The sequence below is a fragment of the Pseudomonas sp. VI4.1 genome, from assembly GCF_002029345.1.
Classification (GTDB): Bacteria; Pseudomonadota; Gammaproteobacteria; order Pseudomonadales; family Pseudomonadaceae; genus Aquipseudomonas.
Genome location: NZ_MULM01000162.1, coordinates 15,180 through 36,024 on the forward strand (window position 1 = coordinate 15,180; position 20,845 = coordinate 36,024).

At 60.7% G+C, this 20,845-nt stretch carries 17 protein-coding genes, 4 tRNA genes and 2 pseudogenes; 16 read left to right on the forward strand and 7 right to left on the reverse strand.

The genetic code is table 11. From position 1 onward, the window contains the following. Window positions 1–133: 133 nt before the first annotated feature. The 3 genes and pseudogenes from BZ163_RS18660 (at window position 134) to BZ163_RS36480 (ending at window position 3,598) form a co-directional block, all read left to right on the forward strand. Window positions 134–1,525 carry a PLP-dependent aminotransferase family protein gene (locus BZ163_RS18660; protein WP_128872137.1) on the forward strand — a complete coding sequence of 464 codons (1,392 nt, stop codon included), beginning with the start codon at window positions 134–136 and terminating at the stop codon, window positions 1,523–1,525. 147 nt (window positions 1,526–1,672) lie between these two features. After that, window positions 1,673–2,737: pseudogene (locus BZ163_RS36475) on the forward strand (HAMP domain-containing protein); the annotation flags it as partial. Next, window positions 2,735–3,598, forward strand: coding sequence for a methyl-accepting chemotaxis protein (locus BZ163_RS36480; protein ID WP_371916819.1), 864 nt, complete (start codon window positions 2,735–2,737; stop codon window positions 3,596–3,598). The pseudogene BZ163_RS36475 and the gene BZ163_RS36480, both read left to right, overlap by 3 nt. 686 nt (window positions 3,599–4,284) lie before the next feature. On the opposite strand, the gene BZ163_RS18675 is transcribed toward BZ163_RS36480, so the two are convergent. Continuing rightward, window positions 4,285–5,043, reverse strand: a complete 759-nt coding sequence (locus BZ163_RS18675) for a hypothetical protein (RefSeq protein ID WP_178084745.1) — start codon at window positions 5,041–5,043, stop codon at window positions 4,285–4,287. A 400-nt stretch (window positions 5,044–5,443) separates the two neighbouring features. Here BZ163_RS18675 and BZ163_RS18680 point away from each other — a divergent pair. From BZ163_RS18680 to BZ163_RS18695, 4 genes are all read left to right on the forward strand, one after another. Further along, a tRNA-Glu gene (locus tag BZ163_RS18680) sits at window positions 5,444–5,519 on the forward strand. A gap of 2 nt (window positions 5,520–5,521) precedes the next feature. Further along, window positions 5,522–5,597, forward strand: a tRNA-Gly gene (locus BZ163_RS18685). Window positions 5,598–5,701: 104 nt separating this feature from the next. Further along, window positions 5,702–5,777, forward strand: a tRNA-Glu gene (locus tag BZ163_RS18690). A gap of 3 nt (window positions 5,778–5,780) precedes the next feature. Beyond that, window positions 5,781–5,856: transfer RNA gene (locus BZ163_RS18695), tRNA-Gly, on the forward strand. 116 nt (window positions 5,857–5,972) lie between these two features. On the opposite strand, the gene BZ163_RS18700 is transcribed toward BZ163_RS18695, so the two are convergent. From BZ163_RS18700 to BZ163_RS18710, 3 genes are all read right to left on the reverse strand, one after another. After that, entirely contained in the window at window positions 5,973–6,611 is a 639-nt protein-coding gene (locus BZ163_RS18700; RefSeq protein ID WP_128872141.1) for a LysE family translocator, read from the reverse strand. Window position 6,612: 1 nt separating this feature from the next. Then, complete coding sequence (locus BZ163_RS18705) at window positions 6,613–7,383, reverse strand: 2OG-Fe(II) oxygenase (protein WP_128872142.1); 771 nt, start codon at window positions 7,381–7,383, stop codon at window positions 6,613–6,615. A 93-nt stretch (window positions 7,384–7,476) separates the two neighbouring features. After that, the gene (locus tag BZ163_RS18710) at window positions 7,477–8,103 is read right to left on the reverse strand and encodes an alanyl-tRNA editing protein (RefSeq protein ID WP_128872143.1); all 627 of its coding nucleotides are present in this window, start codon (window positions 8,101–8,103) and stop codon (window positions 7,477–7,479) included. Window positions 8,104–8,194: 91 nt separating this feature from the next. On the opposite strand from BZ163_RS18710, the gene BZ163_RS18715 reads away from it, so the two are divergent. Next, entirely contained in the window at window positions 8,195–9,193 is a 999-nt protein-coding gene (locus tag BZ163_RS18715) for a LysR family transcriptional regulator (RefSeq protein WP_128872144.1), read from the forward strand. Between the two features lie 114 nt (window positions 9,194–9,307). Here the strand turns inward: BZ163_RS18715 and BZ163_RS18720 are convergent, their stop codons facing one another. Further along, window positions 9,308–9,715: a PA2817 family protein gene (locus tag BZ163_RS18720; protein ID WP_027924016.1), complete on the reverse strand. Its 408-nt coding sequence runs from the start codon at window positions 9,713–9,715 to the stop codon at window positions 9,308–9,310. A gap of 74 nt (window positions 9,716–9,789) precedes the next feature. After that, window positions 9,790–12,238, reverse strand: a pseudogene (locus BZ163_RS18725) (acyl-CoA dehydrogenase). A 249-nt stretch (window positions 12,239–12,487) separates the two neighbouring features. Here BZ163_RS18725 and BZ163_RS18730 point away from each other — a divergent pair. The 4 genes from BZ163_RS18730 to BZ163_RS18745 all read left to right on the forward strand — a co-directional run bounded on the left by BZ163_RS18730 (window position 12,488) and on the right by BZ163_RS18745 (window position 15,655). After that, a complete protein-coding gene (locus BZ163_RS18730; protein WP_128872145.1) occupies window positions 12,488–13,147 on the forward strand; it encodes a transglutaminase family protein in 660 nt (219 codons plus the stop codon). A gap of 43 nt (window positions 13,148–13,190) precedes the next feature. Then, window positions 13,191–13,814, forward strand: a complete 624-nt coding sequence (locus BZ163_RS18735; RefSeq protein ID WP_128872146.1) for a glutathione S-transferase family protein — start codon at window positions 13,191–13,193, stop codon at window positions 13,812–13,814. A gap of 132 nt (window positions 13,815–13,946) precedes the next feature. Continuing rightward, a complete protein-coding gene (locus BZ163_RS18740) occupies window positions 13,947–14,879 on the forward strand; it encodes an ABC transporter ATP-binding protein (protein WP_128872147.1) in 933 nt (310 codons plus the stop codon). Further along, on the forward strand, window positions 14,876–15,655 hold the full coding sequence (locus BZ163_RS18745; RefSeq protein WP_128872148.1) for an ABC transporter permease: 780 nt from the start codon (window positions 14,876–14,878) through the stop codon (window positions 15,653–15,655). Before BZ163_RS18740 ends, BZ163_RS18745 begins: the two co-directional genes overlap by 4 nt. Window positions 15,656–15,766: 111 nt before the next feature. Here BZ163_RS18745 and BZ163_RS18750 read toward each other — a convergent pair whose 3' ends face one another. Beyond that, entirely contained in the window at window positions 15,767–16,285 is a 519-nt protein-coding gene (locus BZ163_RS18750; RefSeq protein WP_128872149.1) for a DUF2062 domain-containing protein, read from the reverse strand. 136 nt (window positions 16,286–16,421) lie between these two features. Here BZ163_RS18750 and BZ163_RS18755 point away from each other — a divergent pair, with 136 nt between their 5' ends. The 4 genes from BZ163_RS18755 to lpxK all read left to right on the forward strand — a co-directional run bounded on the left by BZ163_RS18755 (window position 16,422) and on the right by lpxK (window position 20,824). Beyond that, window positions 16,422–18,650, forward strand: a complete 2,229-nt coding sequence (locus tag BZ163_RS18755) for a DNA internalization-related competence protein ComEC/Rec2 (protein ID WP_128872150.1) — start codon at window positions 16,422–16,424, stop codon at window positions 18,648–18,650. Window positions 18,651–18,747: 97 nt separating this feature from the next. Next, the gene (locus BZ163_RS18760) at window positions 18,748–19,386 is read left to right on the forward strand and encodes a MotA/TolQ/ExbB proton channel family protein (protein ID WP_168187383.1); all 639 of its coding nucleotides are present in this window, start codon (window positions 18,748–18,750) and stop codon (window positions 19,384–19,386) included. Further along, on the forward strand, window positions 19,383–19,814 hold the full coding sequence (locus BZ163_RS18765) for a biopolymer transporter ExbD (RefSeq protein ID WP_128872151.1): 432 nt from the start codon (window positions 19,383–19,385) through the stop codon (window positions 19,812–19,814). Before BZ163_RS18760 ends, BZ163_RS18765 begins: the two co-directional genes overlap by 4 nt. After that, window positions 19,814–20,824, forward strand: coding sequence for a tetraacyldisaccharide 4'-kinase (gene lpxK, locus BZ163_RS18770; RefSeq protein ID WP_128872152.1), 1,011 nt, complete (start codon window positions 19,814–19,816; stop codon window positions 20,822–20,824). The genes BZ163_RS18765 and lpxK overlap by 1 nt, the downstream gene beginning before the upstream one ends. Window positions 20,825–20,845: the final 21 nt, after the last annotated feature.

A 20,845-nucleotide genomic window follows, 5' to 3' on the forward strand; every position in this document is an offset into this window, starting at 1 on the left:
AATGCCTACACCGGGGGCCGGACAATGTGTTACCAATGATTAGAACCGAAGATTCTGGCGGCGTTGTCGCACATCCCATCGAGCGTTCCTGTGATTAACTGTTCCAGCAAAACAAACAGGAGTTTGCTTGCTCATGGAATTGAGAATCGATCGACAGGCCTTGGTGCCGCTCGTCCAGCAGATCGCCGATGCGCTGGCGGGCTGGCTCCGTCAAAGCGAGGTCTTGCCGGGCACGCGTTTACCATCCGCGCGGCAAATTGCGCGGGATAATCTGCTCAGTCAGTCCAGTGTCGTCGAGGCGTGTGAGCGCCTGGTCGCTGAAGGGGTGCTGGCGTCGCGTCAGGGCAGCGGCTTTTATGTCGCCGACCCGGCCTTGGCTGCTCGCCGGCAACGGGATTACCCCTGGTTCGAAGGCGCGGCGGTAAAGCACGATGGCGTCCTGGGTGAACTGAAGCTGGGTTGTGGTGGATTGCCCGTAAGCTGGCGCGAGACGGACGACCTGGGTTACGCGATCCGTCAGGTCAGTCGCACCGACATGGCGGGCCTGTTCAACTACGGCACCCCGCTGGGTCTGCCAGCCCTGCGCCAACAAATCCTCAAGCGCCTGCTACAACTGGATATCGCCGTGCAGGAGCGCCAAGTCCTGACAACGGCGGGCGCCAGCCAGGGGCTGGATCTGATTGTGCGCACCTTGCTCAAGCCGGGGGAGTGCGTGGTGGTGGAAAGTCCCGGGTACTCGATGCTGTTCAAGTTGCTCAGGCTGCACGGCGTCAACATGATCGAGGTGCCGCGAACGCCGACCGGGCCCGATATCGCAGTGCTCGAGGCGCTACTCCGGCAGTACCGGCCCCGCGCCTTGTTCATCAACAGTTCCTATCACAATCCAACGGGTAGCAGCCTGACGCCGAAGGTCGCCCAGCGCGTTCTGCAACTGGCGAAAACCCACGGTGCGCTGGTCATCGAAGATGACGTCTATGCGGATTTATCCAGCGGACCCGGTACGCGGCTCGTCGCGCTGGATACCGCGGACAACGTGATCTACGTCGGCAGTTTCTCCAAAACCCTCAGCAGTTCGTTGCGGGTCGGCTTTGTAGTAGCTGGCGCCGGGATTGTTTCGCAACTGGCCGAGGTCAAGATGATCAGCAGCATGGGCGCGTCACGGTTTTGCGAGTCGGTGCTAGCTTGCCTGTTGGCCAGTGGTGCCTACCGCAAGCTGGTGCAGCGACAACGCCAGCGTTTGCACAGCGACCGGATAGCCGCCTTGCAAATGCTCGAAGACGCTGAGTGGGAGGTCTTCGGCAAGCCCGCCGGGGGCTTGTTCATCTGGGCGCGCTCGCGGATGGCCGACTACGCTCAGGTGCGGGCCCAGGCACAGCGCTTCGGTGTCCTGCTGTCTTCAGCGACGGCCTTCAGCCCCACCGGCGAGCCCGGTGACTGGCAACGTATCAACGTGGCCTATGCCGCTGACCCGCGAGCCCGGGCGTTTTTTCAAGCCACCACTGTGGATCGACCTCAAGCGTTCTGAAAACGACGTTGACGTAGCTTTTTGCCATTATTCCGACACCACAGACTTGTGTTGATACAGACCCGTTGCGACTCTGCGTCAACAGACTCTATCAGGGAACCCAGTGCAATGATTTCGGGCGTGAAAGGACGTTTTGCCAACCTCGGCATGGCAAAAAAACTGGGTGTCGGGTTTGTACTCGTACTGTTGTTGACCGCCGTGGTGGCGGCCATCGGCGTAGGGGCGCTGCAGACTATCAGCCAGCGCTTCGACGGGCTCACGCACATGTCGTCGCTCAACAGCGGTCTGCTCAAGGTGCGACTGCTTGAGCAGGAGTACGCGTTGCACGGCAACCCGAAAACCGCCGACGCCCTGCACAAGGGCGTGGACGACCTGATCGCCCTGGCGACCGAACTCAAGCTCCGGTCCGCGGCCAACGTGCCGGTGATGAATGATGTCGAGCAATCCCTGGGCGCCTATCGCAAGGCCTTTGACGAGTTCGTCTCGCTCAGCCAGGCCAAGGACCTGGCGCTGGAAATGGCCAGTTGGTCGGTGTCCAGCGTGGCCAATAACCTCGATGTGCTGCAGGCCGGGTTGGCCGATGACGGCGCCTATACCTTGAAAGAGTCCGCAGGCAAGGACGGCGCGCAGTTCATCGAGCAAGCCAGTCAGGTCAGCCAGGTGTCGCGGCTGATGTTGCAGGCCATGAACGAAGCGCGCGTGCGCCTGGACCAGAGTCGCAAGGGCGACGACAGCGTGGCGCAGGGCAAGATCGAGCAGGCCGACCAGGCGCTGGCCCAGGCCGAGCAGCTGAAAACCACGGTCAAGGATGAGGGCTACCAGACGGTGCTCAATGAAGTGGCCGGCCACATCGGCAGTTTCAGCGAAAAACTCGCTGAATACACTGGCCTGCTGGCCAAGGAAAAAACCGTCTACGAGCAACTGCATCAGCGCGCCGCGCAGGTGGTGGCGCGGGTGGATCAGGCCTATGTCACCGAAGACCGGTCGATGCAGACCGAGCTGAAAAAGAATTCGTGGCTGATCATCGGCTCCTCCGCGCTGGCCTTGCTGGTCGGGCTGATTGCGGCATGGGTGATGACCCGGTTGATCGTGGCACCGTTGCGCAGTGTGATCCGTGTCGCGCAACAGATCGCCGCTGGCGATTTGAGCGTGACGGTTGAAGTGGCCCGTCGTGACGAGATCGGTCAACTGATGCAGGCCATGCAGCAGATGGGGGCCGGGCTCAGCAGTATTGTCAGCGGTTTGCAGGCCGGCATCGAGCAATTGGCCAGTTCGGCGCAATCACTGTCGGCGGTGACCGAGCAGACCAATCTGGAAGTCAGTAGCCAGAAGGAAGAAACCGAGCAGGTCGCTACCGCGATGAATCAGATGGCCGCGACCGTGCACGACGTTGCGCGTAACGCGGAAGAGGCCGCTCAGGCGGCGCAGACCGCGGACGACAAGGTTGAAAGTGGTCAGCAGGTGGTGCGTCAGAGCATGGTCCGGATCGAGCAACTGGCAGATTCTGCGACCTCGGCCAGTTCGAGCATCGAAAGCTTGAGTGCGCAAATCCAGAACATCGGCATGGTGCTCGGTGTCATCAAGAGCGTGGCCGAGCAAACCAACCTGTTGGCGCTCAACGCCGCCATCGAAGCGGCGCGGGCCGGCGAGCAGGGCCGGGGCTTTGCGGTGGTGGCCGATGAAGTGCGGGCATTGGCCAAACGGACCCAGCAATCGACCGAGGAGATCGAGCGACTGGTCAGCGCCTTGCGTTCGGCGGCGCACTCGTCGGTACAGCAGATTCAGAACAGTGGTGAGCTGGTGAAGCTGGCGGTCAGCGATGCGCTACAGACTGAGAGTGCGCTGGGCAGTATTGCCGCGGCGGTATCGTTGATTCAGCAGATGAACCAGCAGATCGCGGCGGCTGCCGAGCAGCAGAGTTCGGTGGCCGAGGAGATCAATCGCAGTGTGACGAGTATTCGCGCCAGTGCGGATCAGTCTTCGTTGGCGATGCAGGGTAATGCGGCGTCCAGTATTGAGTTGGCGCAGTTGGGGGTTGAGTTGAAGGGGATGGTTGGGCATTTTCGGCTTTGATGTGGGCTTTTGGACTTGGCGGCCTTCGGGCCGACCAGGTTCTTGGTGGTTGTGTACATATCCGTTGTTGCGGTAACGGCCGCCTATGGTTTCGCTCTTACAGCGAGTCCCTTTTGGCAAACGCCCCAAAAGGAACCAAAAGGTCTCGCCCCGGCGTCCGGCCCCTCGCTAAGGCTCGGCGTTCCTTCGCTCCGGTGTCCATCCGGGGACACTGCCCTCCGGTCTGCTTCGCTACGACCTACATGCAGCGTGTTCGACTGCGTCGAACGGCGCTACGCGCCACTCCCCGGATGAACACCTCCACTCAGCCTCCCGAAGGGGCGGGTGGATCAAGATCAAGAGCTGCAGGCGAGCTAACGCTCGGCCTGATGAGTGGTGATAAGCGCCGGTGTACGCCGATCCTTTGTAGGAGCTGGCTTGCCAGCGAAGACGTCCTGCCAGCCAACCAATCTCTCTCGGATGTACGCTGACCCAAGGTAGGAGCTGCCGAAGGCTGCGATCTTTTGACCCTGATCCTGCCGGCCCGACAGCCGACCTGATTCTACGGATACACCCGGCCCTTGTAGGAGCTGGCTTGCCAGCGAAGGCGGCCTGACAGTCAGCTATTCTTTACGGGATGTACTCACCGATTATCCCACCCAAAAAAAAGCCACCTGTTCGGTGGCTCTTCTACTTTTTTGCCCTGATCAGTCGTAAATCACTTTCTTCTTCCAGTCCGCATCCGCCTCGACGTCCTTGAGGCCTTCGGTCAGCTGGTTCACTTCGCCTTCAGCCGGCGCGGTGTTATCCATGACCTGGGCGTTGACCCGGGCCAGGAGTTTTTCCAGATGCTCCAGTTGTTCGGCGTAGAGCTTGGGGTCCTGCTGTTTGCGCAGGTACTGCACGCCGCGTTCGAACGCCAGGCGGGCTTGCCCGGGCTGGTTCTCCTGCAGGGAGCGCTGGCCGAGGTTGTTGAAGAATTCGATGTGCAGCAGGACCAGGAGATGGCGGACTTCGCGGATCCAGGTCTTGGCCTCGTTGGTCGGCAGGAAGCCATCATGTGCGGCGCGGGTGATCTGGCCGTGCAGGGCTTCAAGCAGGAAACGTACGTCCTTGGCTTTGGCTTCGGTCTGGATCGGTGCCGGCGGGTTGTTGACCGGGATCGATTCGCCCTGGGCGATCAGCGCATCCAGTTCGGCGATCCGTTCCTTCATCGTGGCGTTGGATTTTTCCAGATTGAGCAGGCGCTGGCAGACGTTCAGCTCCAGGCGGGTCAACAGCAACTTGAGTGCCGGTGTCATCAACTGACCGGGAAAAGTCTCGGTGATTTCGCCACAGCGACGCAGGCGATCGTTCAGCTCGATCCGGGTCCGGGCCTTTGCCAGCTTGCTGTTTTCCACCACATGGTTCATGTAGCCAATGGCGATCAATAGTGCGATCCCGGCTACGACTAGCAGGGTGATCATGAGTGGAGTCACCGGTAAGACCTCTTTATGGGTTTATGGGTTCGCGTGCGAATGTAGTGGTTTGGCAGGGGAGCCGGCCAGGACCGCCAGGCGGAATGAATGGCTATCCTTATGCGGTATCGGCCGCGGCCCTGATTACTATAAGTAATAGTCGTGAGAGAGGCATATTGCCATCACTCAGGGCGTGGATGACTATAACGCTTTGCCGGGCGTCAGAATATAGACGTCAATCGCCGGGCGCAGGAAAACCCGGAACGGTGTCCTAAAGCAGGGCGAAGTCATTGATTTAAATAAATTTATATCAGGGGGTTGACGACCCCTCAATCCATCCATAGAATGCGCGCCACTTACAGCGTAAAGCACACAGCGAAACGCGGTAGGAAGTGAATGTTGTATGTGTGTCCCCTTCGTCTAGTGGCCTAGGACACCGCCCTTTCACGGCGGTAACAGGGGTTCGAGTCCCCTAGGGGACGCCAATGCGGGAATAGCTCAGTTGGTAGAGCACGACCTTGCCAAGGTCGGGGTCGCGAGTTCGAGTCTCGTTTCCCGCTCCATTTTTAAACAGCGTTGCTTTCGGGCAGGGCTGAGTGAAACCAGAACCAAGTCTTCGGATGCGGGGCTGGGCACCGAAACACACACCATGTGTTCCGGGCAGCGTGTCCCCTTCGTCTAGTGGCCTAGGACACCGCCCTTTCACGGCGGTAACAGGGGTTCGAGTCCCCTAGGGGACGCCATTTGCGGGAATAGCTCAGTTGGTAGAGCACGACCTTGCCAAGGTCGGGGTCGCGAGTTCGAGTCTCGTTTCCCGCTCCATTTTCACAAAAACGCCGCTCATTGAGCGGCGTTTTTGTTTGTGCGCGATGTGTCTCCGCGACAATAAAAAAGGCCCGCCAGTCAGACTGTGCGGGCCTTTTGCATGTGCGGCGTTTTTACATCGACAAAATCAAACGGCCGGCGAACAAAATCAGAATCACCCCCATCGTCCGCTCGAACCAGTGCCCCATGCGCATGAACAGCAATCGCACCCGGGCGCTGGAAAAAAACAGTGCAACGATGACAAACCACAGTGCATTCACGAAACACATCCAGACCCCATACAACGCCTGAACCTTGAGCGGTGTCGTGGCGCTGATGAGGCTGGTGAAGATCGCCAGGAAAAACAACGTAGCCTTGGGGTTGGTGGCGTTGGTCAGGAAACCTGTGGTGAACGCCTTGAGCAGTGTTTGCTCTGCCATCGGTTGGTCCGTACCTTTGTCGCCTTCCAGTACGGTCTTGGGTTTGCTGCGCACCAGGCTGACGCCGAGGTACAGAATGTAGACACCGCCCACCACCTTGGCCACCGTCAACAGCCAGGGTGTGGTGTGCATCAGTGCGCCGACGCCGAGCAGGGTGTAAAGCACATGCACGGAAATGCCCGCACCGATGCCCAGCGCCGTACAAATCCCCACCAAGCGTCCGAATCGCACACTTTGCCGTATGGTGACCGCGAAGTCCGGTCCGGGTGCGACCACGGCGAGGAAGTGGATGGTCGCCAGCGCCAGAAATTCGCCCAGGTAATTCGAAAGCATCTCAACTCCAGAAAGTAAGGGGTGAAGCATTGCCGCGATAGCCGACAAAGAAGGAAAGGCTCAAGCGCGGGTCGGCCACACCGGGCGTCACCGAGTGCATGCGGCGCGAGTTGAACATGATGAAGTCACCGGGCTCAGGGCGAATCTCCAGAGTCGCAGGGCCGAGCAGGGTCGGGTCGATGCCGTAGCTGTCGCCTCGCATCTCGTCGAATTGGTCCGGGGAAATGTCGTCGTTCCACATCTGCAATGCGCCACCTGCGGTGGGCATGTTCAGGTAAACATTGCAGGCAAATTGCGCTTCCAGGCTTCTGGCCTGGTAACTGTCCGGGGCGTCCTTGGCGAATATGTCGTGGTGGGCGAGGAAGCACACGCCAGGCTTCACTACCCGTGACAACCCGACATACATCTTGCGCCCGTAAAGATTTTCCAGATGCGCCCCCGCTGGCCAGGATTCGTCGAGCATGCAGCGCAGAGTGTCGACCGGGGATGAGTAGGGCGCACAGCGGTTGCGCAACTCCGCGATGTTGCGGGTGGCGCGGGCGAAATAGTCCTCGATCAACAGTGGCTGGTTTTCCGCTTCATAAAACGCCATGCCGATGCGACCGATGCTGGGCGCGTTGATGTAGCCTTCGAAGCCGGGGGCGAGGATCTTGTCGCCAATCTGAATCGCCAGCGATCGGGGCAGCAAGCCTTTGAGGCGAATGGCGAGGACTTCTTCGTTGGCCAGTTTTTTTATGCACGTCTCATCGAGACGCTCGACGTCAAGCATCATGGTTCAAGGTCCATCTATCAGAGAGGCAACGGAGCCTGCGAGTGCGGGCTGCCCCGGCGTCAGGCGATGCCGGGTTCGGCATCGCCAACATGCTCAGTTCACATCGTAATGAACCGACAGCGTTCCTTTCTTTTGCGAAACGGTGGTGATCGAGACCACGCCCAACTCCTTCAGGCTCCGAACATGGGTGCCGCCGCAACCGTAGGCGGGCAACTCACCGAAACCGATTTCCCTGGCACCTTCGCGCAATGACGTCAGGCGTGGCAGGTCGTGGGCGATCCACTGCTCGATGCCGTGCTGAACAATCCGGGCATCCACGTCCTGTGCCGAATCCTGCGGCTTGAACTGCACACGTCCTTCGCCCGGCCAGTGATGCGCCTTGATCGGCACCCAGCCCATGGCTTGAACAAAGTGACCGATCAGATGGCCGGCGGAGTGCATGCGCGTGTTGAACTGGCGACGCTGTTCGTCGACCCGAATCTGGGTCATGCCGAGTTTCACCTGGCGGTCGACGAAATGGATGATCCGTTCCGGATCCTGAACCACGCGCAGCACTTGGCTTTCACCAATCCAGCCGGTGTCGAAGGGTTGTCCGCCACCCTGCGGATGAAACAGCGTGGCGCGCAGCACCACCGCGAATTCGTTCTCGCAGGGCGTGCAATCCAGCACCTCCACGTTGGCCTTGAGATCATCACTATGGAAAAACAGGCGGAGCGTCATAGTCCATGACCTTATTGAAATTTCTATTTTTTATTATATGGAGGGCATAATTGCGTGATAATCCGTTCAAATATCAATGGACTGTTGCGCTGTGAGCATAAATCTTCCACTGCCACTGCTGGGTGAAATGGCGATTTTCGTCAAGGTGGTCGAGACCGGCAGTTTCTCCGAGGCCGCTCGCCAGCTGGGTTCTTCGCCGTCGGCGATCAGTCGCAGCATTTCGCGTCTGGAAAAGGCGCTCTCCACCCGTTTGCTGCAACGCACCACCCGTAAACTGCGCCTGAGCGACGGTGGCGAGGAAGTGTTCAAGCGTTGCCAGGAAATGGTCAGCGCGGCCAGGTCGGTGATGGAAATCAGCGGCCAGTTCACCGACGAAGCGCAAGGGCTGGTACGCGTCAGCGTGCCGAAAGCGGTGGGGCGGTTCGTGATTCATCCGCATATGCCGGAATTTTTGCGGCGTTACCCCAAAATCGATGTGGAGTTGTTGCTCGAGGACCGTCAGGTCGACTTGATCGACGACAACGTCGACCTGGCGATTCGCATCACGGATCAGCCACCCGCCGGTCTGGTGGGACGGCAACTGCTGACCATCGACCATCTGCTCTGCGCAACGCCGCAGTACCTGGCCGAACACGGCACGCCGAACCATCCCCACGACTTGCTCGAGCACAGTTGCATCTACCTGGGCGAAACCCCGAGCGATGCGCGGTGGAAATTCAAGAAAGGCACCAAGGCTGTGACCGTCGGAGTGCGCGGGCGGTATGCGGCCAATCACACCGGTGTGCGATTGGGTGCGGTGTTGCAGCACATCGGGATTGGCAGCCTGCCGTATTTCACCGCGCGTTATGCACTGGAGCAGGGGCTCATCGTGCAGGTGTTGCCGGACTGGACCTTCCTCGCGTCCTACCACGGCGGCGCCTGGCTGCTGCATTCGCCGACCCGTTATCTGCCGCCCAAGCTTCGGGTGTTGATCGATTATCTGGTGGAGTGCCTGGAGAAGGAGCCGACCCTGAGTAAGCCAGGCAAGCCAGGGACGTCGGCCAAGGTTGCAGCGGAGTATGAGTTACCCGAGAGTGATGGGTTCTTCTGACGGACGCCATCGCGAGCAAGCTCGCGATGGCGGTCTTCCAGACCGCGCATTACCCGGCGACAAAAAAAGGCCCGCATGGATCACCATGCGGGCCTTTTGATGGCTGACCGTGGATCAGTGCTTGCTGTCGTCGTTCGACATCGCCAGCAGCTGTTTTTCCTGGTTCCAGTCGAAGGGTTCGTCGTTCTGCTCGGCTTCGAAGCGACGCTCTTCCAGTGCCTGGTACAGGTCGATTTCATCGTCGGGCATGTAGTGCAGGCAGTCGCCGGCGAAGTACCACAGCAGATCGCGCGGGACCAGGTGGGCGATTTGTGGATAGCGGGTGATTACCTGGCACAGGATGTCCTGGCCAAGGTATTGGCTTTCGATCGGGTCGACCGGCAGCAACGCGCGCAGTTCGTCGAAGCGCTCCAGGAACAAGGCATGGCTTTCTTCGGGAACCTGTTCGGCCTCACCTACGGCGACCAGGATGCTGCGCAGGTGGTCGAGCAAGACAAGATGATCGGCAACGACATTGGACACGAGATAAGTCCTCAAGAGCAAAACGGGCGCGGGAGTATAAAGCGCCCGCGCCCTTTTTTACATGGTGGAGGGGATCAGCGGACTTTTCCTTTGGCCAGCGCCAGCTCCTCTTTGTCGAAATCATCGACATCGATCACCTTGCGCCGCGCTGCTTCGGCATCACGCAGGGTTTGCGCCTCCCCGGGCTGCAACACGCCGGCTTCCAGCGCCGCATCGATGACGTGTTCGCCGACCGCCGGTTTGACCTGGCCGCTTTTGAGGCCCATATGCAGTTTTTTCTGCAATGGCCGCGCCGCGTCCAACAGGTTGCAGGCGTGTTGCAGGGCGCCGACGGCGTCATCGGCCGATTGCGGGCGGTAGCAACCGCCGAGCAATTCTTCGAGGGTCGGATCGCCTTTGGCCCGGCCAATCACCGCCGCGACTTCTGCGCCGAGCTTGTCCGAGGGGCCTTTGTGACGACGACCCAGTGGGAATACGATCACCCGCAGCAGGCAACCCAGCACCCTGTTCGGGAAGTTGCTCAGCAGTTCATCGAGTGCGCGCTCCGATTGCCCCAGGCTTTCTTCCATGGCCCAGGTAAACAGCGGTGCCATATGGTCCGGTGAGTCGAGGTCGTGGTAGCGCTTGAGCGCGGCGGAGGCGAGGTACATGTTGCTGAGCACATCCCCCAGACGCGCCGACAAGCGTTCGCGGCGTTTCAGTTCACCGCCCAGCAGCATCATGCTCAGGTCGGCGAGCATGGCGAACGCCGCGGCCTGGCGATTGAGGGCGCGGAAATAACCCTGGCTGAGCGTGTTGCCCGGCGCGTGGTCGAAATGCCCCAGGCCGAGGTTCAGCACCAGCGTGCTGGCGGCGTTGCCCACGGCGAAACCGATGTGCTTGAGCAGCAGGCCATCGAACTCGGTGAGTGCCTGGTCCTTGTCTTCGCGGCCGGCGAGGGCCATCTCCTTGAGCACGAAAGGATGGCAGCGAATCGCACCCTGGCCGAAGATCATCAGGTTGCGCGAGAGAATGTTCGCGCCTTCCACGGTGATGAAGATCGGCGCGCCATTCCAGTTGCGACCGAGGTAGTTGTTCGGCCCCATGATGATCGCCTTGCCGCCGTGCACGTCCATGGCGTGGCTGATGCACTCGCGACCGCGTTCGGTGAGGTGGTACTTGAGAATCGCCGACAGCACCGACGGTTTTTCGCCCAGGTCTACCGCGTTGGCGGTCAGCATCCGCGCGGCGTCCATCATCCAGGCATTGCCGCCGATGCGCGCCATGGCTTCCTGAATGCCTTCGAAGGCCGACAGCGGCACGTTGAACTGCTCCCGAACCTGCGCGTATTGGCCGGTCACCAGGCTGGTGAACTTCGCCGCACCGGTGCCCACTGCCGGCAACGAAATCGAACGCCCGACCGACAGGCAGTTCATCAGCATCATCCAGCCTTTGCCGAGCATTTCCTGGCCGCCGATGAGGAAGTCCAGAGGAATGAATACATCCTTGCCCGAGTTCGGGCCGTTCATGAACGAAGCGCCCAGGGGCAAGTGGCGGCGGCCGATTTCGACGCCGGCGGTGTCCGGTCGGGATCAGCGCCAGGCTGATGCCCAGGTCTTCCTGTTCGCCCAACAAGTGGTCCGGGTCATAAGCCTTGAACGCCAGGCCGAGCAGGGTAGCGATCGGACCCAGCGTGATGTAGCGCTTTTCCCAGTTCAGGCGCAGGCCGAGTGTTTCCTGGCCTTCCCATTGTCCTTTGCAGATCACCCCGGTGTCGGGCATCGCGCCGGCGTCGGAACCGGCCAGGGGGCCGGTCAAGGCGAAACAGGGGATGTCGTCACCCCGTGCCAGTCGTGGCAGGTAGTGGTTGCGTTGTTCATCGGTGCCGTAATGCAGCAACAGTTCGGCCGGGCCGAGGGAATTGGGGACCATCACCGTGGAGGCGAGGTCGCCGCTGTGGGTCGCCAGTTTCATTGCCACTTGCGAGTGGGCATAGGCGGAAAACCCTTTGCCGCCGAACTCCTTGGGAATGATCAGGGCGAAGAAGCCGTTTGCCTTGATGTGGGCCCAGGCTTCTGGCGGCAGGTCCATGTCTTGCCCGATCTGCCAGTCGCTGACCATGGCGCACAGTTCTTCAGTCGGGCCGTCGATAAAGGCCTGTTCTTCTTCGCTCAGTTGCGCTTTGGGGTAGGACAGCAGTTTGTCCCAGTCCGGACGACCGCTGAACAGTTCACCGTCCCACCACACCGTGCCGGCGTCGATGGCATCGCGTTCGGTTGGCGACATCGGTGGCAGGGTTTTCTGGAACCAGTTGAACATCGGCGCACTGAAGTATTTGCGGCGCAGGTCGGGCAGCAACAGCGGGGCCGCGGTGGCAGCGAGCAACAGCCAGAAAATCAGCATCAGCCAACCCGGTGCACGGCTGAAAATACCCATTGCCAACAGGTAGACAGCCACGATACCCATGGCGGGCAGCGGGGCGATGCGGCGGTGAGCCAGATAAGCTTTCCCGACAACCAGAACCAGTATCCACAACAGCAGCATATTTAATCCTCCGTGAAACCAGGGCAAAACCAGCCTTCAGAGCTTAGACGGCATCCGTCAATCAGGGTGGTCAGAGCGATGTGATTGAAATCGTAGGAAACCGTGATGAATTTTTTAGGGCCGATGGACAACAGGCCGTGAAAAATCATTCATGGAACGAGCGACAATGCGCTCAAGTTTGGCCGAAACGTCGTTATCTCTGTGCTGAACCTGTGGCTAGACTCGTGGCTTCCCCAGGAGATTGTTCTCATGCACGAGTATCTGAGTCCCGGCCGCTTCATCGATAGTGACCACCCGTCAGTGGTGGAGTTCGCCGAAAAACATCGAGGCAGCAGTCGCGACCCGCTCGAGCAGGCGATCAATCTCTATTACGCCGTGCGCGAGGCCGTGCGCTACAACCCTTACACCTTCAGTCGCGACCCGCAGACCTTGCGTGGCAGTTATGCATTGGCGGCCGGGATGAGTTACTGCGTGCCCAAAGCCACGCTGCTGGCCGGATGCGCACGGCATTGCGCGATCCCCGCACGCATCGGCCTGGCGGATGTGCGCAACCATTTATCGACGCCGCGCCTGCTCGAATTGCTCAAGAGCGACGTGTTCGCCATGCACGGTTATACCGAACTGTACCTGAACGGCCGCTGGGTCAAAGCCACGCCGGCATTCAACCAGGGCTTATGTGAGCTGTTCAATGTCGCACCACTGGAATTCGACGCCATCAACGACAGCGTATTCCATCCTTTCAATCGTGACGGCGCGCAATTGATGGAGTATCTGATCGATCACGGCCAGTTCACCGACGTGCCTGAAACGTTCTTTTTCGAGCACCTGGAAAAGTGCTACCCGCATCTGTTCAGCGAGCAACTGCCGGTGCTGTTGGGTGATATGCAGAGCGATTTGAGTCGCGCCTGATCCGGCGTATGCTGCCTGCGCATTCATCCATAAAGAGGCGGTCATGCTGAAGATCTGGGGTCGGAAAAATTCGTCGAATGTCAGGAAACCTTTGTGGGCCGCCGAGGAGCTGGGCCTGGCTTATGAAGCGATCGATGCCGGTGGCGCCTTTGGCGTAGTCGATACGCCGCAATACCGCGCGATGAATCCCAATGGTCGCGTGCCGGTGATTGAAGACGACGGTTTCGTGCTGTGGGAATCCAACACCATCGTGCGTTACCTGATGGCCCTGCATGCCAACGGCACCGCCTGGTACCCGGAAAATCCGCGGGCCCGCGCCGCTGCCGAGAAGTGGATGGACTGGACCACTTCAAGTTTCGCCGGCCCGTTCCGCACGGTGTTCTGGGGCGTTTTGCGCACCCCGGCGGACAAGCAGGACTGGCCCGCCATCAAGGCTGCGATCAAGGAATGTGACGATCTGCTGTCGATGGCCAATCAGGCGCTGGCGACCCAACCGTACCTGTCGGGCACTGAAATCGGCATGGGCGACATTCCCCTCGGCAGTTTCATTTATGCCTGGTTCGAGATGCCGATCGAGCGTGCGCCGCAGCCTCATGTTGAAGCCTGGTACGCCCGATTGAAGCAGCGTCCGGCGTATCGGAAAGCCGTCATGACCGCGTTGACTTAATACTCACTATCGACACACTTGACTGTACTTGTGTGGCGGCGCCAAGCACCATTGTGTCCATGCGCTGCGGTTGCATTGCTCGCCGCCCGCCCTTATTTATTCCTTTCTTCCTTCTTGGTGCGTAAATCCGATATGAGTTCCGCTCTGTCCATCCGGCAGCTAACCAAAACCTACGGCAACGGTTTCCAGGCCTTGAGTGGTATCGATCTGGACGTCGCCGAAGGTGATTTTTTCGCCTTGCTCGGCCCTAACGGCGCTGGCAAATCCACGACCATCGGCATTCTCTCGACCCTGGTGAACAAGACCAGCGGAACGGTGAATATCTTCGGCAACGACCTGGACAAGAATCCTGCGCAGCTCAAGCGCTGCATAGGCGTGGTGCCGCAGGAATTCAACTTCAACCAGTTCGAAAAGACCTTCGACATTGTCGTGACGCAGGCCGGTTACTACGGGATCCCGCCGAAAATCGCCAAGGAGCGCGCCGAGCAATACCTGACCCAGCTCGGCCTGTGGGACAAGCGCGATGTGCCCTCGCGTTCGTTGTCCGGCGGCATGAAGCGCCGGTTGATGATCGCCCGGGCACTGGTCCACGAACCGCGCCTGCTGATCCTCGACGAACCGACGGCGGGGGTGGATATCGAACTGCGCCGCTCGATGTGGACTTTCCTGACGGAGCTGAACAGGAAAGGCATCACCATCATCCTCACCACCCACTATCTGGAAGAGGCTGAGCAGTTGTGCCGCAACATCGGCATCATCGACCACGGCACCATCGTCGAGAACACCAGCATGAAGCAGTTGCTCGGCCAACTGCATGTTGAAACCTTCTTGCTCGACATGAAAAACGATCTGAAAGTGGCGCCGCAGTTGCTCGGTTACCCCACCAAGCTGCTCGACAGCCATACCCTGGAAGTCCAGGTGGACAAGTCCATGGGCATTACGGCGCTATTTACTCAGCTTGCGCAGCAGAACATCGAAGTGCTGAGCCTGCGTAACAAAACCAATCGCCTCGAGGAGTTGTTCGTGTCCCTGGTGGAAAAAAATCTGTCGAAGGTGGCGGTATGAGTTCCGAGTTGCAACCCAATCTCGTTGCCCTCAATACCATCGTCTACCGTGAGATCAGACGCTTTACCCGGATCTGGCCACAGACCTTGCTGCCGCCGGCCATCACCATGGTTCTGTACTTCGTGATCTTCGGCAATCTGATCGGTCGGCAGATCGGCGACATGGGTGGCTTCACCTACATGGAGTACATCGTGCCGGGACTGATCATGATGTCGGTGATCACCAACTCCTACGGCAACGTGGTCTCGAGTTTCTTCGGCAGCAAGTTCCAGCGTTCCATCGAGGAATTGATGGTGTCGCCGGTGTCGCCGCATACGATCCTGATCGGCTACACCCTGGGCGGCGTGCTGCGCGGATTGATGGTCGGGGTCATCGTGACGCTGCTGTCGCTGTTCTTCACCCAGCTGCAGGTGCATCACCTGGGGGTGACCATCCTGGTGGTGGTGCTGACGGCGACGATCTTTTCGCTGCTGGGCTTCATCAACGCGGTGTTTGCGCGCAACTTCGATGATATCTCGATCATCCCGACCTTCGTGCTGACACCGCTGACGTACCTGGGCGGGGTGTTCTACTCGATCAGCCTGCTGCCGCCGTTCTGGCAGACCGTGTCCCTGGCCAACCCGGTGCTGCACATGGTCAACGCTTTCCGCTACGGGATCCTGGGCGTTTCGGATATCCGGATCAGCGTGGCGATTACCTTCATGCTGGTGGCGACTGTGGTGTTGTATATCAGTTGTGCGCGGTTGCTGGTGAGTGGTCGCGGGATGCGTACCTGAGGAGAGACCGCGTCGTCTGCTTCGCGGGCAAGCCTCGCTCCTACAGCGAAGGCGTCAGCCCGGGCACCACAAAAAACGGCCTCTCCATAAAGCAAGGAGGCCGTTTTGCATTCACTGCATCCGCTTTTTCTTGCGCCGCGCCCATTGCCGACCCACCCACCAGCGCCAGTACATCATTACCAGGCAATAAGCCAAGGCCCCGAGTACCAGCCCCACCACCACCGATCCCAGCAAAAACGGCTGCCACAACGTCGAGAGTTGGCCGCTGATCCACTCCCAGGTCAATTCATCCGGCAAATGTCGGGCAGGGACATCCATCAACCAGGCACCGGTCTGGTACGTGCAGAAGAACACGGCCGGCATGGTGATCGGGTTGGTCAGCCAGACCAGGCTCACGGCGATCGGCATGTTGCCGCGCACCATGATGGCAAGGATGGCGGCCACCAGCATTTGCAAGGGGATCGGCAGAAAAGCCGCGAACAGACCCACGGCCATGGCCCGGGCGACGGAGTGTCGGTTGAGGTGCCAGAGGTTCGGGTCATGCAGCAGCGTGCCGAGAAAGCGTAAGGACTTGTGTTCCCTGATGCTCGTCGGGTCTGGCATGTAACGTTTGAATAAGCGCCGGGGCATAAGGCTTCTCGGTCGGTTAAGGCGGCAAGTATGTCTGGATTCCATGAACCGCCCATTCAGACTTTGTGACAATTGATAACCGCGGTCGTGCGATAAGCCGGCTATGCCTAGGGATGGAACTCTCAAGGACGGGCTTATGCGCACAGGGATGATGGCGCTGGCGCTGGGTCTGCTGACCCTGCGTTTTTTACCGGTACTACCGCCGGTCTGGTTTTGGCTGTCGTTGCCGGTCGCGGCTTTGATGTTGCTGCCGTTCAGGACGTATCCATTGGCCTTTTTCCTGTTCGGCTTCAGTTGGGCGTGCGCGAATGCGCACTGGGCGCTGGATGATCGCCTGCCGATCAATCTGGACGGTGAAACCCGTTGGGTAGAAGGGCGGGTAGTGGGATTGCCCCAGAACGGCGAGGCGGTCGTGCGTTTCGAGTTGGCGGACGCCCGCTCGCGACGCGAGCGCGAGAAAGTCCCGACATTGTTGCGCCTGGCCTGGTACGGCGGGCCGCCGGTCAACAGCGGCGAACACTGGCGCCTGGCGGTGAAATTGAAGCGTCCTGCCGGGCTGCTCAATCCCCATGCCTTCGATTACGACGCCTGGCTGCTGGCGAAGCGCATCGGCGCCACCGGGACGGTCAAGGATGGCGTACGTCTCCAGGAAACCCGATGGGCCTGGCGCGACAGTATCCGCCAACGCTTGCAGGCGGTGGATGCCCAAGGCCGAACGGGGGCGCTGACGGCCTTGGTGCTGGGGGATGGTGCCGGGCTCAGTCGCGAGGATTGGCAGGTGTTGCAAGACACCGGCACTGTGCATTTGCTGGTGATTTCCGGGCAGCACATCGGCTTGCTGGCGGGGCTGGTGTACGTGCTGATTGCCGGCCTGGCCCGTTATGGCCTGTGGCCGGCCCGCTTGCCCTGGTTGCCATGGGCCTGTGGCCTGGCCTTCGCCGCAGCGCTCGGTTATGGCTTGCTGGCCGGCTTCGACGTGCCCGTGCGGCGGGCCTGCGTGATGATCGGCCTGGTGCTGTTGTGGCGGCTGCGTTTTCGTCACCTTGGTGCCTGGTGGCCGTTGCTGCTGGCGCTCAACGGCGTTCTGCTGCTGGACCCGCTGGCGAGTCTGCAACCGGGTTTCTGGTTGTCCTTCGCGGCGGTAGCCGTGTTGATCTTCATATTCGGCGGCCGGCTGGGGCCCTGGCGCTGGTGGCACGCCTGGACTCGCGCCCAGTGGCTGATCGCGATCGGCCTGGGCCCGATATTGCTGGTACTGGGCTTGCCGATCAGTCTCAGCGGGCCACTGGTCAATCTGCTCGCCGTGCCCTGGATCAGTCTGGTGGTGCTGCCGCCAGCGTTGCTGGGGACGCTGCTGTTGCCCATTCCTTTTGTGGGCGAAGGGTTGCTGTGGCTGGCGGGTGGCTTGATCGATCTATTGTTCAGGGGCCTTGCACTGATGGCCGGGCGTTTCCCCGCGTGGGTGCCGGCGGCGGTACCGTGGTGGATAGGGGCCCTGGGCGCACTCGGGGCCTTGCTGTTGTTGATGCCTCGCGGGGTGCCCCTGCGCCTGCCGGGTTGGCCGATGCTGCTGTTGCTGGTGTTTCCACCCCGGCAACTGCTGCCGGAGGGCACGGCCGAAATCTGGCAACTCGATGTCGGCCAGGGGCTGGCCATCCTGGTGCGTACCCGTCATCACACGCTGCTGTATGACGCCGGGCCACGCTTCGGCGATAACGACCTGGGCGAGCGCGTGGTGCTGCCGACGCTGCGCAAACTGGGGGTGAGCGCCCTCGACTTGATGCTGATCAGCCATGCCCATGCCGATCACGCCGGCGGGGCGCAGGCTGTCGCCAAGGGGCTGCCGGTGAAGCGCGTACTCAGTGGCGAACCCTTGGAATTGCCCGTAGCGCTGCAAGCCGAGGCCTGCGAGAGCGGTCGGCAATGGACCTGGGACGGTGTGCAGTTCTCGCTCTGGCAATGGGCAGCAGCCCGGGAAAGCAATCCCAAATCCTGCGTGTTGCAGATCGAAGCCAACGGCGAGCGGCTACTGCTGACCGGTGACATCGACACCGCGGCCGAGCGAGCCCTGCTCGACAGCCCCCTGGCGGTGCCCACCGATTGGTTGCAGTCACCTCATCACGGCAGTCGCAGTTCATCTTCGCCGGCGCTGCTTGCCGCGTTGCAACCCGCGGCAGCGCTGATCTCCCGCGGTCAGGGCAATGCCTTCGGCCACCCCCATCCCACGGTGATCGCGCGCTATCGACAGCGCGGCATGGCGATCCATGACAGCGCCGAACAGGGTGCCATCCGTCTGCAACTGGGGCAGTTCAAGCCGGCCTGGACAATGCGTGAGGAACGGCGTTTCTGGCGGCCTGCACCCTGATCGCAAGTCAATGGAGCCCACCGGAGGCGATATCCCGGTCTACGGTGCGCCCAGCCCCTATGTTAGAGTGGCGCACTTTTTCGAGGGGACTGTCACTGTGTGGGAATTGGTCAAATCCGGCGGCTGGATGATGCTGCCGATCATTCTGAGTTCCATCGCGGCCATGGCGATCGTCGCCGAGCGTCTCTGGACCCTGCGCGCCAGTCGTGTGGCCCCGGAACATTTGCTCGGGCAGGTCTGGGTCTGGATCAAGGACAAGCAACTCAATAAAGAGAAACTCAAGGAACTGCGCGCCAACTCGCCGTTGGGTGAGGTCCTGGCGGCGGGCCTGGCCAACTCCAAACATGGTCGCGAGATCATGAAAGAGTGCATCGAAGAGGCCGCCGCGCGGGTCATTCACGAACTCGAACGCTACATCAACGCCTTGGGCACCATCGCCGCCATGGCCCCGTTGCTCGGCTTGCTCGGCACCGTATTGGGCATGATCGATATTTTCAGTGCGTTCATGGGCACGGGCATGGGCACCAACGCTGCCGTGCTGGCGGGTGGTATTTCCAAAGCACTGATCACCACCGCCGCGGGCCTGATGGTCGGTATCCCGGCCGTGTTCTTCCACCGTTTCCTGCAACGCCGGATCGATGAACTGGTGGTGGGCATGGAGCAGGAAGCGATCAAGCTGGTCGAGGTTGTGCAGGGTGACCGTGACGTGGACCTGTCCGAGGGCAAAAAAGCGTGAAATTCCGCCGCAAGCAACGGGAGAACGTGGACATCAACCTCGCGTCGCTGATCGACGTGGTGTTTATCCTGCTGCTGTTTTTCGTCGTGACCACCACCTTTACCCGTGAAACCCAGTTGCGCGTCGATCTGCCGGAAGCGGTCAGCGGTGCGCCTGCCGAAGACCAGCAGGCCAAGCACCTGGACGTCGCGATCAGTGCCGAGGGCGTGTTCTCGGTGAACAACCGGATCTTGCCGAAGAACGACCTGGCAACGCTGATGGACGCGCTGCAGAAAGAATCCAGCGGTGACACCAACCTGCCGCTGTCCATCAGCGCCGACGGCAAGACCCAGCATCAGGCCGTCATCACCGCCATGGACGCCGCCGGCAAACTCGGCTTCAGTCACCTGCGCATGACCACTGTCGAAGCGGCGCCGCCCGCGCCCTGATGGCCATGTCCGATCGCTTGCTCGCCGCGTGGTACCAGGGTCATCCGGCCCTGAAGCTGTTGCAGCCGCTGGAGTGGTTGTATCGGCGCGTGGTCAACAACAAGCGCAAGCGCTTCCTGGCGGGTGAGGGCGAGATCTATCAGCCACCGGTGCCGCTGATCGTGGTCGGCAACATCACCGTCGGCGGCACCGGCAAGACGCCCTTGATTCTGTGGATGATCCAGCACTGTCAGCGCAGCGGTCTGCGGGTGGGGGTGGTCAGCCGCGGATACGGCGCCAAACCGCCGCACCTGCCGTGGCGGGTCGAAGCAGAGCAGGGCGCCGAAATCGCCGGGGACGAGCCTTTGTTGATCGTCCAGCGCACCGGCGTCCCGTTGATGATCGATCCGGACCGCAGCCGCGCGGTCAAAGCCTTGCTGGCGAGTGAACCGCTGGACCTGATCCTGTCCGACGACGGCCTGCAGCATTATCGCCTGGCCCGCGACCTGGAACTGGTGCTGATCGACGCCGCCCGTGGCCTTGGCAATAAACGCTGCCTGCCGGCCGGGCCATTGCGCGAACCCGCCGAGCGCCTGCACAGCGTCGACGCGGTGCTCTACAACGGCGCTGCCGCCGACCGCGACGGTGGTTTTGCCTTCCAGCTACGGCCCACCGCGCTGGTCAACCTGCAAAGCGGCGAACGGCGTCCCCTCGACCACTTTGCCGCCGGCCAGGCCCTGCACGCGGTGGCCGGGATCGGCAATCCGCAGCGTTTCTTCACGACCCTCGAAACGCTACACTGGCAGCCCGTACCCCATGCATTTGCCGACCACGCCGAATACAGCGTCCAGGCCTTGAATTTCACGCCGTCATTGCCATTGGTGATGACCGAAAAGGACGCGGTGAAGTGCCGTGCCTTCGCCGCCGCCGATTGGTGGTACCTGGCGGTCGATGCTGCGCCATCGCCGGCCTTCGTGGCCTGGTTCGATACGCAGTTGATGCGCCTGTTGCCGGCTCGTCTTTTGCCTTAATCCGTTTTTCTCCAGGGAATG

Excerpts from the sequence above, each read along its gene's own strand:
- BZ163_RS18730 (WP_128872145.1), top strand. The coding sequence starts at position 12,488 with ATGCACGAGTATCTGAGTCCCGGCCGCTTCATCGATAGTGACCACCCG.
- BZ163_RS18660 (WP_128872137.1), top strand. The coding sequence starts at position 134 with ATGGAATTGAGAATCGATCGACAGGCCTTGGTGCCGCTCGTCCAGCAG.
- BZ163_RS18745 (WP_128872148.1), top strand. The coding sequence starts at position 14,876 with ATGAGTTCCGAGTTGCAACCCAATCTCGTTGCCCTCAATACCATCGTC.
- BZ163_RS18735 (WP_128872146.1), top strand. The coding sequence starts at position 13,191 with ATGCTGAAGATCTGGGGTCGGAAAAATTCGTCGAATGTCAGGAAACCT.
- BZ163_RS18700 (WP_128872141.1), bottom strand. The coding sequence starts at position 6,611 with ATGCTTTCGAATTACCTGGGCGAATTTCTGGCGCTGGCGACCATCCAC.
- BZ163_RS36480 (WP_371916819.1), top strand. The coding sequence starts at position 2,735 with ATGGGGGCCGGGCTCAGCAGTATTGTCAGCGGTTTGCAGGCCGGCATC.
- BZ163_RS18675 (WP_178084745.1), bottom strand. The coding sequence starts at position 5,043 with ATGATCACCCTGCTAGTCGTAGCCGGGATCGCACTATTGATCGCCATT.
- BZ163_RS18740 (WP_128872147.1), top strand. The coding sequence starts at position 13,947 with ATGAGTTCCGCTCTGTCCATCCGGCAGCTAACCAAAACCTACGGCAAC.
- BZ163_RS18705 (WP_128872142.1), bottom strand. The coding sequence starts at position 7,383 with ATGATGCTTGACGTCGAGCGTCTCGATGAGACGTGCATAAAAAAACTG.
- BZ163_RS18710 (WP_128872143.1), bottom strand. The coding sequence starts at position 8,103 with ATGACGCTCCGCCTGTTTTTCCATAGTGATGATCTCAAGGCCAACGTG.
- BZ163_RS18755 (WP_128872150.1), top strand. The coding sequence starts at position 16,422 with ATGCGCACAGGGATGATGGCGCTGGCGCTGGGTCTGCTGACCCTGCGT.
- lpxK (WP_128872152.1), top strand. The coding sequence starts at position 19,814 with ATGGCCATGTCCGATCGCTTGCTCGCCGCGTGGTACCAGGGTCATCCG.
- BZ163_RS18750 (WP_128872149.1), bottom strand. The coding sequence starts at position 16,285 with ATGCCCCGGCGCTTATTCAAACGTTACATGCCAGACCCGACGAGCATC.